Consider the following 18,206-nt stretch of genomic DNA (forward strand, 5'->3'; position numbering starts at 1 on the left):
AAACCTACTGATTTATTTACGCTTTTTGTAAAGAAACGCCGACGAACAACCCTGAAACTCTTCGCGAGATGCACGACGAAAGACGACGACTTAGCTTTACGCGCGCGTCATGTGGCCCACAATGGGACGTGTTTTGATCGTGTTTGCGCAATAAGTACGGATTTTGGGGTGGAAGTTTGTGGTCGGTACATCGATAAATCTGCGCTCAAGTTCTTGTTTCCTTGGTACTACACTACCTTGGCATGTTGACGGTTGCAGATATTCTCGTTAATCCTTCGTCACCATACGCCATGCTTCAATCAAAATCAGGCCTGCAACGATGAGCGCACTGTATAAAGACCCTTCACACCCTATCGAACGACGCGTGGCTGATCTTGTCGGTCGAATGACCCTCGACGAAAAGATCGCACAGATGCACGCCTTCTGGTTGTTCCTGTCGGAAGATGGGCGACACGATGTGCGCGCGGACGAATTCACGGGCGCTGCCGATGCGGACAGTCTGAAGACGAAACTTTCTCTCGGTCTCGGGCAGATCACGCGGCCCCTCGGCAGTCGCCCCGTCGCTCCGCTTGCCGGCGTTCGCGCCCTCAACAGCCTTCAGAAATTCCTCGTGGAGGAAACCCGGCTCGGCATTCCCGTGATCTCCCATGAGGAATGCCTGTCAGGCATCATGGCGCAGGGCGGCACGCTGTTTCCCTCGTCGCTTGCCTTCGGTGCGACCTTCGATCCGGCGCTGATCGAGGAGGTGGGGAAGGTCATCGGCCAGGAAGCACGCTCGATCGGCTGCCGCCAGGGACTTGCCCCGGTCCTCGACGTGGCCCGCGACGCTCGGTGGGGGCGGACGGAGGAAACGTTCGGCGAAGATCCCTATCTCGTCGGTCTCATGGCCTCCAGCTATGTCCGCGGCCTGCAGGGCCGGGACCGCGACTTCCTGGCGACGCTCAAGCATTATGCCGGCCACTCGCTTTCGGAAGGCGCGCGCAATCATGCGCCGGTCAATCTTGGCTGGCGGGAGTTGAACGACACCTTCCTTCTTCCCTTCGAGATGGCCGTGCGGCTGGCGGACGCCGGATCGGTCATGCCGGCCTATCACGATATCGATGGCGAACCGTGCCACGCCTCGCACCATCTCCTGACGAAGGTGCTGCGGTCGGACTGGGGTTTCGACGGGCTGGTCGTTGCCGACTACATCGGCGTCAGCCTGCTCTACAAGCATCACGGCGTCGCCGCCGATCCTGCCGAAGCTGCTGCCCTGGCCTTCAATGCGGGTCTCGACATCGAACTGCCGGGCGACGACTGCGCCCGGCATCTCAAGCAGGCCCTGGACCGCGGTCTGATCGCCGCCGATACGATCGATGAGATCGTCCGGCGGATCCTGACCGAAAAGATGCGCCTCGGACTTTTCGAAAAGCCCTTTACCGACGAAGCCGGGATCGCGCTGCAGACCCCGGAGGCGATCGACGTCGCCCGTCGGGTGGCCGACCAGTCCGTCGTCATCCTGTCCAATGATGGTCTCCTGCCGCTGGCCGAAAACCGGACGATCGCGTTGATCGGCCCGACGGCCGACGATCCGCTGGCGCTGCTCGGAGATTACGCGTTCCCGGTTCACCTGATCGTCAGCGATCTCACGGACGCCGCAACGGCTGTCGTCACGCCGCGCGCCGCGTTCGAGGCGCGCTTCGGCAAGGAGCGGATCCGCTACGCGAAGGGCTGCCATATTCTGGAGGGCCGTCAGTCGGGTGCGCCGGTTTTCCCGGGCGATGTTCCCGACATGACCACACTCTCGCAGGCCTCTCCGGTCTCCACGAGTCTCGATCTCATCCCGGCCGCCGTCGAGGCCGCTCGACAGGCCGATGTCGCAATCGTCTGCGTCGGAGATCTTTCCGGTATCTTCCAGACCGGGACCGTGGGCGAGGGCTCGGACACCGATACTCTGGCGCTGCCGGGCGTTCAGCAGGCCTTGCTGGAGGCCGTCGTGGAAACGGGGACACCCGTGGTCGTGGTCATCACATCCGGACGGCCCTACACGCTCGGCGGGCTCGAGGACCGTGTTGCCGCCCAGGTGATGGCCTTCTTCGGCGGGCAGGAAGGCGGTCCGGCTCTGTGCGATGTGCTTACCGGCGCCGTCGAGCCTTCCGGCCGGCTGACCGTCTCGGTCCCCCGCAGCGCCGGCGCTGCGCCCTACTTCTATAACCACAAGTTCAAGAGCGCAGGTACGCCCGTTGCCCGTCATTTCGGCAGCCGCTATCCCTTCGGCCACGGGCTCTCCTACACAGCCTTCGTCTACGAGGACCTGACGCTCGACCGGACCCGCGTTGAAAGCGAGGGCGGCAGCGTCGGCGTCTCCTTCACCCTGCGAAATGCCGGGGACAGGGCCGGGTTCGATGTGCCCCAGCTCTATGTCCGCGACATCCAGAGTTCGGTCGTTCGTCCGATCAAGGAACTGAAAGCCTTCAAGCGCGTCTATCTCGAGCCCGGCGAAAGTGCCCACGTCACCTTCCGCGTTCCCACCGATATGCTGTCCTTTACGGGGCCAGAGGGCATCCGCATCGTCGAGGCGGGCACGTTCGAGCTCATGGTCGGCAGCTCGAGCGCGGCGATCCGGCTGCGGAGCCAGATCGAAGTTGAGGGCCCGGTGCGCCGTATTCAGGACAATTGGAACATGGTCAGTCGGGCCTATGTCTGCCACCCATAGGCGTCCATCTCAAAGTAAGACTTTGTATGGGCACCTTGTAGCGATGTTTCGAGGAATACGAGCCGCGCGCATCTATACTGGCGCGCGAGTCCCGTCGAAATGTGCAACGGGACACGGACAGGCATCGTGGCGGTAACGCGTGGTCGTTCTGCGTTAGAGCATCTTCCGGCTGTAAAGTCGGAACCGGTAAAATAGTTGGAAGGCGAATACTGTTTAGTAAGCATCGGCTGTTATTGATGGGGGCGATACTGCCTTCCAATCAGCGGATGCCGATCGTGACTTACAGGCTTTCCAGACCGTTCCGATATCTGACGTCCGTCGCTGCGCGACTTGCCGGCAACAAGAAGGGTAACGTCGCCGTAACGGTTGCGCTCTCCCTGGTGCCGATGGTTCTCGCCGTCGGTGCGAGCATCGACTATATCCGGTCGTACAATGCCCGACAGAGCATGCAGAGCGATCTCGATGCCGCGTTGATCGCCGCCGTCAAGCAGATCGATACGGAAGATCCGACCGTTCTCAAGGGCAAGATCGCCGACTGGTTCCATGCCCAGGCGGACAGCGGCTATGTCCTCGGCGCTGTCTCGATCGACGTCTCCAACCACCGCATCACGGCAACGGCGAGCGGCGCGGTGCCGACGACCCTGATGAAGATCGCGAGCGTCAACTCCGTTGCCGTCAGCGTGGAAAGCGCTGTGCAGGGGCCGTCCACCTCCTATCTCAACGTCTATGTGGTCCTCGACAAGTCGCCGTCCATGCTGCTTGCAGCGACGGCCGCCGGGCAGCAGACGATGTATGACGGCGTGGGCTGCCAGTTCGCCTGCCACACCGGCGACCAGCACACGGTCAACGGCGTTCGCTACGCCGACAACTATACCTACAGCGTCGCCAAGAACATCAAGCTGCGCGCAGGCGTGTCCGTCGATGCCGTCGGACAGGTGCTGGATCTGATCGACAAGGCGGACCAAAATCATGCGAGGATCAAGGTCGGCCTCTATTCGATCGGAGATACCGCGACCGAAGTCCTCGCGCCGACGTCGGATACATCCACCGCCCGCAAGCGTCTGACCGATGACAGCTATGGACTGACAGCGGCGACCTCGACGACCTACACCTATTTCGATGTGGCGCTGGCCGCTCTGGAAAAGAAGGTCGGAGCAGGTGGCGACGGTACGTCGGCATCCAACCCGCTGAAACTGGTGCTACTGCTGACCGATGGGGTCCAGTCGCAACGCGAATGGGTGACGGATGGCGTCAAATGGAGCGGCAGCCGGATTTCATCGCCGGGCTGGTACTGGAACAAGGTCGCGCCGATGAACCCGGCCTGGTGCGCGCCGATCAAGAAGCAGGCTGCGACGATTGCCGTGCTGTACACCGAATACCTGCCGATCACGAGCGACTGGGGCTATAACAGCACCGTGGGGGCGACGATGGCGAGCGCCGACTGGCGCAAGACTTGGGGCGGCGTGATGAACAGCGCCGTGCCCACCAGCATCTCGCGGCGGGACTATATTCCATACGCGCTGACAGATTGTGCGTCGTCCAAGAGCCTCTTCATCGGGGCGTCCTCGTCGGCCGACATCACCGCCGGCCTGTCCGCTCTGTTCAAGCAATATCTCAGCTCCGTTCGGTTGACCCAATGATGGCCCGGCGCGCGACACGCTTCATCCGCCGCTTCTTCGCCGATCGCACGGGCGTGGCGGCCATCGAATTTGCTCTCGTGGCCTTGCCGCTTTTCGTCATTCTTTTCGGGATCATCGAGGTGTCCCTGATGTTCTTCGTCGATGCGAGCCTCGATGCCTCGGTGCGCAAGGTTTCGCGGACCATTCGCACCGGGCAGGTGGCCGCGGCCGCGGTTTCGCTCGGCGACTTCAAGTCCAAGATCTGCGGCGAGATGTCCCTGCTGTTCAACTGCACGGACAATCTGCTGGTCCGTGTTGCCGTTGTTTCCGATCTCGCGTCGATCGCGGCCGCCGATCCCATCGGTCCTGGCGGTACCCTTGCCGTCAACGAGAGCTTCAATCCAGGCAGGACGAGCGACTATGTCCTCGTCCAGGCCTTCCTCCCCTGGACCGCCATCAGCTTCTTTTCGCTTTCCAATGCGCGATTGGCGGATGGCCGTTACCTCCTTGGGTCCGCCGTCCTCTTTCGTAACGAGCCGTTCTGATGATCCAGCACGAACATCTGCCACGCTGCCGTCGGCTGACCACGCTGCTGCGGGGATTTGTCGTGCGTCGCGAGGGCACGTCCGGCGTGGAGTTCGCTCTGGTGCTCCCCATCCTGCTCGCGCTCCTCGCGGGGACAGCCGATCTCGGCCACGCCTTGACGGTCAGCCGGAAGATGGACGAAATCACGGCGACGACCGGCGACATGATCTCGCAGCAGGGGACGTGGACCAAGCTCGATGTCGACAAGCTTCTGGCAGGCGCCAGTTTCATCGTGCAGCCCTACAGCGTGTCCGCACTGAAGATCACCGTGGCGGTGGAGGATATCGTCCCAGGAGGTGCGGCGGTCGTCAACTGGTCAGCGGGGTTCAACACGCCGCCGCTTGCGGCCGGCTCGAAAAGCACCGTCTCTGTTCCTGCAAATATTCAGCAGGCAGGCGTCCAGGTTGTCCTGACGCGGGCGCAGTATACGCTGACCACGCCGGTCTCGGCGTTTTTCGCCTATTTCACCGGTTCCAGCGGCTACAGCTTCGATCGCTATTTCTTCAATCGCCCGCGGGCTTCGGACACGATCACCTACAACTAAAGGTCTTGTTTTGATGCAGGTCGTCTCCCGAAACCGCTGCACACCTTCGGGCGATATGCATTAGGGCTGCGGATCGACCTGTCGTGCCCGGGGCGGCTTGGCGGACCAGACGAAGGCCGCGCCGGCGAGGAGAAGGATGCTTGTGCCGAGGAACACGACCCGCATGCCGATATGGCCTCCGATGAAACCGCCGAGGAGCGGACCCGCGACCTGGCCGATATATTGAGAGGACACGGAGAGACCGAGCGCGGTGCCGGCGGATCGATCCGGAACCCCGTGGCGGATGACGGCGGCGATGCAGGGCAGGAGCCCGCCGAGCGCAATCCCCATCAGGAATCGAAGCAGCAGCAACTGCCAGGCGCTCGTCACGAAGGCCTGCGGCAACAAGAGCACGCCGGCCGCAACGAGAGCGCCGGCGATGACCGGCCAGTGGCCGATCCGATCGGCAAGATGCCCGAGCCGTGAGGCCGACAGGATGCTGCCGAAGGCGGCAGCCGACATGACGACGCCCGCCCACATCGTCACCGTCTCCGGCCTTTCGACCAGCTGCGCCAAGTAGACGGTGATGATGGGCTCGATCGACATGTTGGCAAGCATCAGCAACATGCCCGTTGCCAGCATGGCGAGAACGGGCGCCTTGTCCGGTATGGCGGCCCAGCCGGAACCCGCCTTCGCCGCTTGCCGGCGGCCGGGCACGCTTTCCTCCCGGATAAGGGATGTCGTTGCGAGGAAAGCAAGGAAGATCAGGCCGCCGGCTGCGAGGAACGTGTTGCGGATCCCGATCATCGGGGGCAGCACGCCGCCGATCAACGGGCCCACGAGATTGCCGGCCATGATGCCGGAGGAGAGCATGCCGAGCGCCCAGGCCGACCGGTCCCGTGGCGTCTGCGTGGCCACGAGCACCATGGATCCCGAGGAATAGCCTCCCGCGAGGCCGACAAACAGCCGCAGGGCCACAAGCTGCCAGACATTCTCGGCGACCCCCATCAGCCCGATCGCGATCGTCATGCCGAGGCTTGCCCGCACCAGCATCAGCTTGCGCCCGTAGATATCGCCGAGACGCCCCCAGAGTGGCGCGACCAGCGCCGCGGCAAAAAAAGTGGCGCCATAGGCAATCCCCGACCATTGCACGATGGCGGCGTGATCGCGCATGCCGAGCTCCTCGACATACAGCGGGAGGAAGGGGAGCAGCAGCGTCATGGCGACGATCGTGGTGAACGAGCCGACGAGGGAGACGGCAAGGTTTCGCCTCCAGTGGATCGAGCCGCCGGCGGCCGCGCCCGGTTTTACATCCGTCATGATTTTTGCCTGTTGGAGGTGAGCATCCCCCTACAGCGCCCTCTCGCCGGAGACAAGGTCTTGGAGACGAGGCCTCGGAGGCGATGTCGCCGGGCCCGATGGTCGGGATCGTATGAGAGCACGACGATCAGGGCAGGGCCGCATGCTCTGCGGTTCCGCCCGTCAATTTTTCGGGCTTGGGCCCGCCATAGGCCCAGTCGAGCAGTTCCACCGTATGAACGACCGGGATCACGGTCCCTGAGCCGATCTGTGTCAGGCAGCCGATGTTTCCGGCCGCGATCACATCGGGCTTGGTCGCTTCGAGATGCCGGACCTTTCGCTGCTTGAGCGTGGCCGAGATGTCCGGCTGAAGGATGTTGTAGGTTCCGGCCGAGCCACAGCAAAGATGGCCCTCTGCGGGGTCGCGCACGGTGAAGCCCGCCGCCTTGAGAAGCGCCTTCGGCAGCGCGGTGATCTTCTGGCCGTGCTGGAGCGAACAGGCGGAATGATAGGCGACGACGAGGTCGCGTTTCGGAAGGGTTTCCAGCTCCAGTGTCGAAAGATATTCGGTGATGTCCCTCGCAAGCGCCGATACCCGTGCCGCCTTGTCCGCATAAAGCGGATCATGGCGCAGCATGTGCCCGTAGTCCTTGACCGTCGTGCCGCACCCCGACGCGGTGATGAGGATACCGTCCACCCCGCCTGCATCGATCTCCCGCATCCAGGCGTCGATGTTGCGGCGGGCAAAATCGAGCGCCTGGGGTTCACGACCCATGTGGTGGACCAGCGCGCCGCAGCAGCCTTCGCCCTTCGGCGCGGCGACCGCAATGCCGCGCCGGGTCAGGAGCCGGATCGTCGCTGCATTGATACCGGGATCAAGCGTGGGCTGCGCGCAGCCCTCGAGCAGGATCACGCGGCCGCGGGCGGGCCGGGCCTCGCGCAGGGCGGGCGTCGGTAGCCGCACGGCTGCCCGAGGGGGCGCCAGTTCAAGCATGGCGGACAGCGGGACGAGAGGCTTCAAGCTCCGAAGAAGCGGAGCCAGAGGCCGTGCGATGCGCGCAAGCGCAAGCGCCGCACGGAAGCGGGCAGGATAGGGCAGGACCGCTGCGAGCAGGCCGCGGATCATCCGGTCTGCCAAAGGGCGTTTGTAGGTCTGTTCGATATGCACCCGCGCATGGTCGATCAGGTGCATGTAGTCAACGCCGGACGGACAGGTCGTCGTGCAGGCGAGGCAGGAGAGACAGCGATCGATATGGGTCACCACCTCGCGATCCGCCGGTCGGTCGTTCTCGAGCATGTCCTTGATGAGGTAGATGCGCCCGCGCGGGCTGTCGAGTTCGTTGCCGAGCGTCACATAGGTCGGGCAGGTTGCCGTGCAGAAGCCGCAATGGACGCAGCGCCGCAGGATCTTCTCGGATTCTGCGACCTGCGGATCGGCCAACTGTTCGGGCGTGAAGGATGTCTGCATCTCTTATCCTGTCATCCCCATCGATCCCGCCTTTGGCCGAACGACCGGCGCCATCCTTCCGGGCGAGAAGATGCCCGCCGGATCGAGCTTGCCCTTGATCCGTGCGGAGAGGGCGGCAACTGGCTCCGGTTCCGGCTCGAAGGCGGACATCCCGGATCGCTGGTGATCGGATGCGCGGACCAGCGTCGCATGCCCGCCGCCGACCGACGCGATCGCCCGGCGCACGACATCGGCCAACGGTTCGCCAGACATTTCGAGCCAGACGAGACCGCCCTGCCAGTCGTAGAACGCATCGATCTCGACAAACTGACGGAGCGCGGCGACCAGTCGATGGCCCGCCGTCGGCGCGACGGACGCCCGCCACAGAGGCCGATCCTGCCGTGCCTGCAACGGCGCGACGTCGCGCACGGCACGCCACAGCCGCGTGCTGGTCGGAGCGTCGAGCACCTCGACGGGTGCGAAGGCGGAGAGCCTCGCCGCAAGCGACGTCACCCTTACCTCAACCGATGCCGAAAGACCTTCAAGACGCAGAGCCGTGACGGCGTCCGCGGTGCCGAGACTGTCGGAGATGCCGTTGGCCAAGGCCTTTGGAATGTTTGCCGCGCAGGAAACATCGGCGGCCTGGGCCATCGCGGCCGCCATCGCCTCACTGGCCTTGGCGTCGTCGAGATGGCGAAGAAGGATGGTCGCCTCGGTTTCCGGGCGCGGCAAGACACGGAAGGTCACTTCGGTAACGAAGCCCAGCGTGCCGTGCGATCCTGCGAGCAGCTTGACGAGGTCGAGCCCGGTCACGTTCTTCATCACGCGTCCTCCCGCACGGATCGCCTCGCCACGCCCGTTGACGAAACGCAGGCCGAGAAGGCTGTCGCGCGCGGCGCCGGCTGAGAGACGGCGCGGGCCCGAGGCATTGGACAGGAAAACGCCGCCGATGGTCGGCTCGCCCCGCGTGTTCATGATGCCGCGATGGTCCACCGGTTCGAAGGCGAGCATCTGGGCGTTGGCATCAAGGAGCGCCGCAATATCGGACAGCGGGGTCCCGGCCTTTGCCGTCATGACCATCTCGCCCGGATCGTAATCGATGACCCCGGTAAGGCCGGTCGACGTTACGACCATATCGGCCTCGACGCGATTGCCGAGACCGGCGCGCGTGTTGCTGCCGACGAGAGATAGCGGCATCCGTACCCCGGCCGCGTGCCGGATGATCTCGCAGGCCTCCGCTTCGCTTTGCGGACGATAAACATCGCTCATGCGGCTGGCCGCCCTTCGAGCGGAAAGACCTTGGAGGGGTTCAGCAGCCAATCGGGGTCGAAGGCATAGCGGACAGCCATCTGCTGGGCGAGATCGACATCTGAGAACTGGAAGCGCATCAGGTCGCGCTTCTCGATCCCGACACCGTGCTCGCCCGTCAGGCATCCGCCTGCCTCCACGCAGACTTTCAGGATCTCGTTGCCCGCCTCTTCGGCCTTTGCGGCCTCCTCGGGATTGTTGGCGTCGAACAGGATGAGCGGATGCATGTTGCCGTCGCCGGCATGGAAGACATTGGCGACGCGCAGACCGAGCGCGGTGCAGATCTCGTCTGTCCGCTGCAGCACATGGGACAGTTTGCCGAGCGGCACCGTGCCGTCCATGCAGATATAGTCGGCGATGCGGCCCGTCGCGCCGAAGGCCGACTTGCGGCCCTTCCAGATCAGGGCGGCTTCGGTCGCCGACTGACTTTCGCGCACCGTCATCACGCCGTGGCGGCGGGCGATCGTCACGATGGCAGCGAGCATCGCCTCCATCTCGGCTTCCGACCCCTCGACTTCGATGATGAGCAACGCGCCGACATGGAGGGGATAGCCGGCCTTGGCGAAGGCTTCGCAGATCTCGATCGCCTGGCGGTCCATGAACTCGATCGCGACGGGGATGATGCCCGCGCCGATGACGTCGGCAACGCAGGCGCCGGCCTCTTGCGATGTGGCAAAACCGAAGAGCACGGGCCGGGCGCCCTCGGCTTTTGCGAGGATGCGCACCGTGGCTTCGGTGACGATGCCGAGCTGCCCCTCCGAGCCGCAGACCAGCCCAAGCAGGTCGTAGCCTGCCGCATCGAGATGCTTGCCGCCGAGCGTGATGACGGTGCCGTCCATCAGCACCATGGTTACACCAAGCAGATTGTTGGTGGTCACGCCGTATTTCAGGCAGTGCGCGCCGCCGGAGTTCATGCCGATGTTGCCGCCGATCGTGCAGGCAAGCTGGGAACTCGGATCCGGCGCGTAGAAGAAGCCGTCGGGTCCGACCGTCTCGGAGATCGAGAGGTTGGTGACGCCGGCCTGCACGCGCGCAACGCGATTTTCGAGATCGATGTCCAGAATGGCGGACATGCGGGAAAGACCGAGGACGACGGCATCCGGCTGTGGAATGGCCCCGCCGCACAACGACGTCCCTGCACCGCGCGGGACGACCGGAATGCCATGGCGGTTGCAGTATCGCAGGACGTCGGACACTTCCTGCGTCGTGCGGGGCAGGGCGACGGCGAGCGGCAGTTGCCGATAGGCGACATAGGCATCCGTTTCGAACGGAACCAGTTCGCGCGCCTCGTGCACCAGTCCACCGTCCGGCAGTAGGGCGGAGAGATCGGCGATGATCTGCGCCCGTTGCGACAGGACCCCGGCCCGCGGCGGCAGGAACGCGATGGTTTGCGACACGGTCTCTCCTCCCCGTGGACGATGCTGCTCGCATCCATGGAGGCGATTATAGGGATCCTGAGGTTCTGCGCGAGAGGAATTGCGGATCGGGCGATAAATCCTTCGCGGCGGCGACGATCGCGATCCCGGATACGCTGACGCGTCGTCGGGAGAGGCGACGACGCGGGTGTCACGTGAGCGACGGAGGTCGATATCTCAGCAGAAGCCGTTGAGCTTCAGGATCTTGTGGGCTTCGATCGTCGCCTGGAGTTCGGTTTCCGACGCGCGGTTGCCGGCGTTCGTGTCCGGGTGGTGGAGCTTGATGCGCTCCTTGTAGCGTCGGTTGATCTGGTCGGGCGTCGCGTCATGCGCAAGCCCGAGCGTCTCGAAGGCCTTTGCCTCGAGCACCTTCAGTTTCCGCGCCTGCGCCTCGCGCTTCTGCATCAGGCGTTGCGCCGCATTCTTGCGGGCGTTCAAGGATTTTGCCGAACCCGAGCGCACGGTGAAGGGCATCGGCAGTTCCGTCGCCTCCTGGATCGGCTTGCCGAAGCTAGGCCGCGCGCCGCTGATCGCGTCACGCTGGTAGCGCGCAACGACGGGGTCGGACAGATCCGGAGAGAAATTGTAGCCCTTGTTGTACTCCTTGATGTGATCCAGGCAGAACATCAGGAACAGGCCTTCACCTCCGAGGCCGACCGGCGCGCGATGCGTGCCAATCTTCTCGCACCCATGCCATTGGCACTGCGGTCCCGAGGGGGCCTCAGCGGCTTTGGACTTCTTCTTGGCCGACTTGAGGCCGACGAAAATTCGTGAATCAGACATGCAGGGCTTATGCGATCAGACGGGCGATCCCGCAAGACCGCTTTCGTGGGTGGCGAGCATTCTGTCGGCTGCCACCCCCTTCGTGATCGCGCGCCGCGCGCCGCACAGCCTGTTCTTTCAGGTCTTTCGCGTCTTGAAGATCGGTGTCGCCGCGGTGATCACGAGCACGACGATGCCGCCGAGAATGGCCCCGAAGACTGCCTGTACCACAGTGGCCGCCAGCCAGTGCACCACCTGCGGCAGGATGGCCACGACCGCCTGCGCGTAGGCCGCAGCGCCCTCGACGAGATGTTCCGGTTGATGAAGGCCGAATTCGGCCAGGCCGTGAATGACGATGCTCCCGCCGACCCAGAGCATGGCCGCGGTTCCCACGATCGCCAGGATCTGGAGGAAAACGGGCACTCCCTTGACAAGGCCGTGCCCGATCGCCCGACCGACAGTCCCGCCCGTCGCGACCAGGTGAAGGCCGATATCGTCGGCTTTGACGATGAAGGCCACGAGGCCATAGACAGCAACCGTGATCAGAACGCCGACAGCGGCGAGCACGGCGACCTGTGTGACGGTGTTCGAGGTGGAGACGCTGGCCAGCGTCAGCGCCATGATCTCGGCCGAGAGAATGAAATCCGTGCGGATGGCGCCGGACACCTTCTGCTCCTCGAGGGTTGCAGGATCGACAGTCGATGCCGCGGCGGCATCGGCATGGCCATGTCCCGACAGCACGGCATGGATCTTCTCCGCCCCCTCGAAGCAGAGATAGGTGCCGCCAAGCATCAGCAGGGGCGTGATCAGCCAAGGCGCGAAGGTGCCGAGCAGCAGGCAGGCGGGTAGCAGGAACACCAGCTTGTTGCGCAGCGAGCCCTTGGCGATCCGCCAGATGATCGGCAGTTCCCGGCTCGGCGACAGGCCGACCACGTAGGTCGGTGTGACGGCCGTGTCGTCGATGACGACCCCGGCGGCCTTGAGGCTGGCCTTTGCCGTCTGTGCACCGACATCGTCGAGAGACGCGGCCGCGAGCTTCGCGATGGCCGCGATGTCATCCAGTAGCGCTATCAAGCCTGTCGCCAAGAAAACGTCCTTTCAGTTCCGATGCCCGGTCGGGTCCCCCGTGGACGTCCTGGCATCGCTGTCATTTGTTCTTTCGATCGGGCACAGCGTCAGCCGCGGCACGCGTCGACAGGGCCGCAAGATGGCTGTTAAGTCAATGCACGCGAACGAGGATCCTGATGATTGCGGTCGCGCGGCCGCGCCGACAGCTGCAACACCATCGTCATTCTCCTGACACAGGTAGGCTTGTAACGTCCTCCACTGCCCGATCCGCCCCTTCCGCCATCTGCCTTCCGTCACGGAGCCCCCATGAACATCAATGACCCGGCCCAGCTCGCCCGCATCAAGGCGGAGATCATCGACAGTTTCGACGAGGAGCTGGAGATGCAGCTGGAGGAGGATCGGCTGGATGACCTCTTCGAGGAAGACGGCACGCCAACGGGCGCGCCGCTTCTCGACCGCAAGATCTATTTCCGCGAGCTGTTTCGCCTCCAGCATGAGCTGGTCCGCCTGCAGGATTGGGTCCAGTACAAGAAGCTGAAGGTCGTCGTGCTGTTCGAAGGGCGGGATTCGGCCGGGAAGGGCGGAGCCATCAAGCGCGTGACCCAGAGGCTCAATCCCCGGGTCTGCCGCGTGGTCGCGCTCCCGGCGCCGTCCGAGCGCGAGCGCCATCAATGGTATTTCCAGCGATACGTTCAGCACCTGCCGACCGCCGGCGAGATCGTGCTGTTCGATCGCAGCTGGTACAACCGGGCGGGCGTGGAGCGCGTGATGGGATTTTGCACGCCGGATGAACTCGAAGAGTTCTTCCAGTCGGTTCCGCAGTTCGAGTCGATGCTCGTACGCTCGGGCATCATCCTGATCAAATACTGGTTCTCGATTACCGACGAGGAGCAGGCCTTCCGCTTCAACATGCGGATCCGCGATCCCCTGAAACAATGGAAGCTGTCCCCGATGGATCTGGAGAGCCGCATTCACTGGGAGGCCTACACGAAGGCCAAGGAGGACATGCTGGAGCGCACGCACCGTCCCGAGTCCCCGTGGTGGGTGGTGGACGCCGTCGACAAGCGCAAGGCCCGCCTGAACTGCATCTCGCATCTCCTGCAGCAGATCCCTTACGAAGACGTGCCGAAGCCGTCGATCGAATTGCCGGCGCGCACCCGGCACGCCGACTATTACCGAAAGCCCGTGCCGGCGGACATGTATGTGCCGGACACGTATGACAGCACGTCAGCTGCATCGTCGGAGATCGGATCTCGAAAAAGCGGTGACGATTGAGCGCTATTCCCTAAAGGCCCTTTCGAGGAAGGCGATCAGCGACGGTCGCCACACATCCATCTCGTGTTGCAGATCCTTGTACTCATGATACTCGTGGGCGATCTTCTTCTCGTCGAGCTTTGCCTTCAGGCCGGCAATATCCTTTCCCGTGACCGTATCTTTCGAGCCCACGGTCACCGTGAAGTTCCGCAGCGCCTTGTTGATCGTATCCGGCGCGTCCAGCGCGGCATCGACGGCCTTGTTGGGCACCGTGGTGGTCGAGACGCCGCTGAAGGTCGCGACCCAGCCGAAGGTTCCAAGATGCGAGAGGCCTGAGACCAGCGCCTGATAGCCGCCCTGCGAGAGGCCGACGACGGCCCGGCCATCGGCATCCGTGCGTACGCGGTACGTTTTTTCCATATAGGGAATGAGATCCGTCATCAGCTCGCGGTCGATCGCCTCCGCATTGATCGGATAGAAGTCCTTCCGACGCTCGGATGCTGGAAAGTTTTCGGCGATGGCCTCGGGGATATCGGCCTCGGTGTCGGGAATGACGACGATCATCGGCCGGATCTTCTTTTCCGCCAGCAGATTGTCGAGGATCTGGGGCGCGCGTCCCTGTGTCACCCAGGAATCCACGGTGTCTCCGAAGCCGTGGTAGAGATAGACGACCGGCAAGGGCTCCGATGCGTCGGTATAGCCGGGCGGCGTGTAGACGTGCATCTGCCGCTGCGATGTCAGCGCCTTGGACGACAGGGTCACCAGGCGCAGGTCGCCATGCGGCACGTCGCGGGTGTCCAGGATGCCGCCCGGCACGAGAATGAGGCTTGTATTGACCTGTCTCTGCGGCTTCGGCTGGTTCGTGCCCGGATCGATGCTGCGGAAGCCGTCGATGTTGAAATAATACTCGTAGAGGTTGGGAGCGAGGACGTCGCTCTTGGCCGTCCACACGCCGTTCTCGCCCCGCGTCATCATCATCGGCGCCTGCTGCCCGAGGACCACGGCGACCGACCTTGCCGCAGGGGCAAAAAGGCGGAACGTGATCGACTTGTCCGCCTCGACAGAGGTGACGAACGCCTTCAACGGCGTGTCTGCCGGCGGGGACGCCGGAGGTTCAACAGCGTAGACGGGTGCGCTTGCCATCACGGCCGCGACGCAACTCGCCGCAACCATTCCGGGCCATAGCTTGAACATGATGATATCCTCCACATGACATGATCCTCGCATCGGGGAACTACGCCTGTAGCGCCGCTTTTCAACGCCTCTTTTCTAAGTTTTACATAGCATTTGGCGCCGTGCCGGATGCCGTGAGAACAGGTTTCGGGACAGTGTCGGCGCACATCGCATCGAACGCATCCTCGAGCAGAGCAGATCGCCTAAATTTTAGACGATCTTAATTTAAGTGAAGGTTTTTTGATCAACTGGTAAATTTCAAAGCCCTTGATCGGCGGGAAAGCTTGGTTTTGCGGTTGGCATATCGTTTGCATTTCCTGTCTGCAGCATGAGCGAACAGCGTTCGAACGCGCCCAACCGATCGAGGAAGACACCGATGACCTTGCTTGAAGTTCCCGTAATCGATCTTGCCCCCTACAAGGAAGGGTCTGCCGAAGGAAAAGCAGCCGTCGCTGCGAAGATCGGACAGGCGTGCCGCGACATCGGCTTTCTCGTCGTTTCCGGGCACGGCATTTCCGAAGATCTTCTTCGCAAGACTCATGCCGTCTCCGCCGAATTCTTTGCGCTGCCACATGGCGAGAAGGTCAAATGCGACCGGCCGGCTCCGGACCAGGTTCGCGGATACTCCGCCGTGGGCGGCGAGGGGCTGTCGTTCAGTCTCGATGAGCCGACACCGCCGGATATCAAGGAGTCCCTCTCCATCGGGCCCGTCGACGTACCGGCCAATGATCCCTACTACACATCGGCAAGCGCCGGTCCGCATTTCGCGCCTAACGTCTGGCCCGCGGTGCCGGCCGCCCTCAAGGACGTCTGGGAAGAATACTTTCGGGCCGTCGACGCGCTCGCGACCGACCTGATGCGGCTCTTCGCGCTGGCGCTCGACCTTGATGAAAACTATTTCGACAAGACGATCGACCGCAACATCTCGATGATGCGCGTGCTGCGCTATCCAAAGCAGACGATGGAGCCTCTTCCCGGCCAGCTGCGCGCGGGCGCCCATTCGGACTATGGGAGCATGACCATCCTGCGCAAGGAACGCGGAGATCGCAGCCTCGAGGTGAAGAACAAAGCCGGCGACTGGGTCGGCGTCCCCGTGATCGAAGGGGCCTTCATCGTCAACATCGGCGATCTCATGCAGCAGTGGACAAACGATACCTGGACCTCGACGGTTCACCGGGTGGTCAACCCGTCGCTGGAGTCGGAAGACAACGTGGATCGCCTTTCGATCGTGTTCTTCCATCAGCCGAATTACGACGCGATCATCGAGTGCCTGCCGGGCTGCATCGAAAAGGGTGGGGCTGCCAAATACGAGCGCGTCACGTCCGGCGACCATCTGAAAAGCAAGTTCGTCAAGCAGACGACCTTCGGCAAGGGCGAAAAAGCCGCCTGATCCATCCCCGCGAAGGACGGCAGGACACGGACGGCGTCTTCCGTCTGCCGTGTCCGCATGCCCGCGCGCCTATCGATTTCTCCGAGCAAGGGTCGGCCCCGTGAACCTGTCCTATGTCAACGTCTTCACGAAAGACATCGTCTCGCTTTCGGGTTTCTATCGCGACCTGTTCGGTTTCGAAGAGATTCCGGACATCCGCTCGCCGATCTTCGTCGGCCTGAGGACGGGGCAAAGCTGTCTCGGCTTCAACGCGCAGGACGCTTACGACCTTCTCGGCCTCGGCGAATTCTCCGGACCGACGGGGATCAAATTCCTCCTCAACATCGACGTCGACCAGCCGGAGGACGTCGATCGCCTCGTGCCGGTTGCGGTGTCCATGGGTGCGCGGCTCATCAAGCCGCCCTACACGACCTATTACAACTGGTACCAGGCCGTCCTCCTCGATCCTGAGGGAAACGTCTTTCGAATCAATAAAATGCTGTGACTGCACTTCGATCTCCGACCTCTCTCGCGGTCGGCCAATCCCAGGAGAACTGACGAATGATCAGACGAAAGAAGGCCGTCATTCTAGCGGCCGCCGCCTCCATTTTTGCCGCGTCGCTCGCATCGGCTGCCGAATTCAAGGTGGAGGGAGCGCCGAAGGCCGCCGTCATCCTGTTCGGGCCCAAGAACGACGGCGGGTGGAGCCAGGCATTCGAGGAGGCTCGCCCTGCGCTGGAAAAGGCGCTCGGTGCGAAGATCCCGATGGTGGAAAAGGTGTCCGAAGATTCGGCCTCCATCAGCCCGCCGGTGGAACGCTTCATCCAGCGTGGCTACAACATCATCATCGGCACCGCCTTCGGATACTCCGACACGTTCAAGAAGCTTTCCGAGTCCTATCCGAAGATTGCCTTCCTCAATGCCAGCGGCATCACCAACGGTCCGAATCTCGAATCCTTCTATGGGCGCACCTATCAGAGCCAGTATCTCTGCGGCATGGCAGCAGCCGCCGCCTCCAAGACCGGAAAGCTCGGTTTCGTCGCCGCAAACCCGCTTCCGGTGGTCAACTGGACGATCAATGCCTACGAACTCGGCGCAAGGACGATCAATCCCGACGCGACCCTGACGGTGGTGTTCACTGGCTCTTGGAACGATCCCGTCAAGGAACGGGCCGCAGCATCGGCACTGATCGATGAGGGCATCGACGTGATCGGCCAGCATGTGGATACGCCCACGCCGCAGATCGTCGCGCAGGAACGGGGCGTTTACGGCACCGGGCACCATCGCGACCTGACCGAGTTCGCTCCGAAGGCCACGCAGTGCTCCTCGGTGTGGACCTGGGCAAAATTCCTGGCGCCGGAGATCGAAAAAATAAAGGCGGGAAGCTGGGAGCCTGCGCCGTATGGGGCCTTTCCGGGAATCAAGGAAGGTGGAACCGACATCGCCTGCTGCGGACCGGCCGTCTCCGCCGACAATAAGAAGAAGATCATGGCGGCGCGACAGTCGATCATCGACGGCAATCCGGTCTTCACCGGGCCCTTGAAGGACCGGGACGGGAAAGAGCGTCTGGCGGCAAATGTCGCCATCACCGATCCCGAACTGTGGACGATGGACTGGTTCGTGCCCGGCGTCATCTCGCAGAAGTAACGGCAACGGCCCGGCGATGGTCCTTCGCCAGCGCCGGGCGCA

General features: G+C 63.1%; 15 protein-coding genes. 8 read left to right on the forward strand and 7 right to left on the reverse strand.

All coding sequences use genetic code 11. The features are described from left to right. Positions 1–364: 364 nt before the first annotated feature. The 4 genes from ASG03_RS13850 to ASG03_RS13865 all read left to right on the forward strand — a co-directional run bounded on the left by ASG03_RS13850 (position 365) and on the right by ASG03_RS13865 (position 5,443). Positions 365–2,695 (forward strand): glycoside hydrolase family 3 N-terminal domain-containing protein, encoded by a 2,331-nt coding sequence (locus tag ASG03_RS13850; RefSeq protein WP_200934706.1) that lies wholly within the window; start codon positions 365–367, stop codon positions 2,693–2,695. A gap of 266 nt (positions 2,696–2,961) precedes the next feature. Next, positions 2,962–4,335, forward strand: a complete 1,374-nt coding sequence (locus tag ASG03_RS13855) for a TadE/TadG family type IV pilus assembly protein (RefSeq protein ID WP_062694009.1) — start codon at positions 2,962–2,964, stop codon at positions 4,333–4,335. Beyond that, the gene (locus ASG03_RS13860; protein WP_062472710.1) at positions 4,332–4,859 is read left to right on the forward strand and encodes a TadE/TadG family type IV pilus assembly protein; all 528 of its coding nucleotides are present in this window, start codon (positions 4,332–4,334) and stop codon (positions 4,857–4,859) included. Before ASG03_RS13855 ends, ASG03_RS13860 begins: the two co-directional genes overlap by 4 nt. Next, entirely contained in the window at positions 4,859–5,443 is a 585-nt protein-coding gene (locus ASG03_RS13865; protein WP_082475758.1) for a TadE/TadG family type IV pilus assembly protein, read from the forward strand. The genes ASG03_RS13860 and ASG03_RS13865 overlap by 1 nt, the downstream gene beginning before the upstream one ends. 60 nt (positions 5,444–5,503) lie before the next feature. On the opposite strand, the gene ASG03_RS13870 is transcribed toward ASG03_RS13865, so the two are convergent. The 6 genes from ASG03_RS13870 to ASG03_RS13895 form a co-directional block, all read right to left on the reverse strand. After that, positions 5,504–6,742 carry an MFS transporter gene (locus ASG03_RS13870; protein WP_062694010.1) on the reverse strand — a complete coding sequence of 413 codons (1,239 nt, stop codon included), beginning with the start codon at positions 6,740–6,742 and terminating at the stop codon, positions 5,504–5,506. Between the two features lie 127 nt (positions 6,743–6,869). After that, positions 6,870–8,189, reverse strand: coding sequence for a glycolate oxidase subunit GlcF (gene glcF, locus ASG03_RS13875; protein ID WP_062694011.1), 1,320 nt, complete (start codon positions 8,187–8,189; stop codon positions 6,870–6,872). 3 nt (positions 8,190–8,192) lie between these two features. After that, positions 8,193–9,437 carry an FAD-binding protein gene (locus ASG03_RS13880; RefSeq protein ID WP_062694012.1) on the reverse strand — a complete coding sequence of 415 codons (1,245 nt, stop codon included), beginning with the start codon at positions 9,435–9,437 and terminating at the stop codon, positions 8,193–8,195. Next, positions 9,434–10,873 (reverse strand): FAD-linked oxidase C-terminal domain-containing protein, encoded by a 1,440-nt coding sequence (locus ASG03_RS13885; protein ID WP_062694013.1) that lies wholly within the window; start codon positions 10,871–10,873, stop codon positions 9,434–9,436. Before ASG03_RS13885 ends, ASG03_RS13880 begins: the two co-directional genes overlap by 4 nt. A gap of 195 nt (positions 10,874–11,068) precedes the next feature. Beyond that, positions 11,069–11,674 (reverse strand): J domain-containing protein, encoded by a 606-nt coding sequence (locus tag ASG03_RS13890; protein WP_062472720.1) that lies wholly within the window; start codon positions 11,672–11,674, stop codon positions 11,069–11,071. A gap of 117 nt (positions 11,675–11,791) precedes the next feature. Next, a complete protein-coding gene (locus tag ASG03_RS13895) occupies positions 11,792–12,739 on the reverse strand; it encodes a DUF808 domain-containing protein (protein WP_062694014.1) in 948 nt (315 codons plus the stop codon). A 288-nt stretch (positions 12,740–13,027) separates the two neighbouring features. Between ASG03_RS13895 and ppk2 the strand changes: the two genes are divergently transcribed. Next, the gene (gene ppk2 / locus ASG03_RS13900) at positions 13,028–13,996 is read left to right on the forward strand and encodes a polyphosphate kinase 2 (protein WP_062694015.1); all 969 of its coding nucleotides are present in this window, start codon (positions 13,028–13,030) and stop codon (positions 13,994–13,996) included. Between the two features lie 3 nt (positions 13,997–13,999). Here the strand turns inward: ppk2 and ASG03_RS13905 are convergent, their stop codons facing one another. Beyond that, the gene (locus ASG03_RS13905; protein WP_062694016.1) at positions 14,000–15,169 is read right to left on the reverse strand and encodes an esterase; all 1,170 of its coding nucleotides are present in this window, start codon (positions 15,167–15,169) and stop codon (positions 14,000–14,002) included. A 355-nt stretch (positions 15,170–15,524) separates the two neighbouring features. Between ASG03_RS13905 and ASG03_RS13910 the strand changes: the two genes are divergently transcribed. From ASG03_RS13910 to ASG03_RS13920, 3 genes are all read left to right on the forward strand, one after another. Continuing rightward, complete coding sequence (locus ASG03_RS13910) at positions 15,525–16,538, forward strand: isopenicillin N synthase family dioxygenase (protein WP_062694017.1); 1,014 nt, start codon at positions 15,525–15,527, stop codon at positions 16,536–16,538. Between the two features lie 100 nt (positions 16,539–16,638). After that, positions 16,639–17,022, forward strand: a complete 384-nt coding sequence (locus ASG03_RS13915) for a VOC family protein (RefSeq protein WP_062694018.1) — start codon at positions 16,639–16,641, stop codon at positions 17,020–17,022. Positions 17,023–17,078: 56 nt separating this feature from the next. Continuing rightward, positions 17,079–18,164, forward strand: a complete 1,086-nt coding sequence (locus ASG03_RS13920; protein WP_062694019.1) for a BMP family ABC transporter substrate-binding protein — start codon at positions 17,079–17,081, stop codon at positions 18,162–18,164. Positions 18,165–18,206 lie beyond the last annotated feature (42 nt).

Origin of the sequence: Rhizobium sp. Leaf341 (assembly GCF_001424325.1) — a bacterium.
Lineage (GTDB): Bacteria > Pseudomonadota > Alphaproteobacteria > Rhizobiales > Rhizobiaceae > Ferranicluibacter.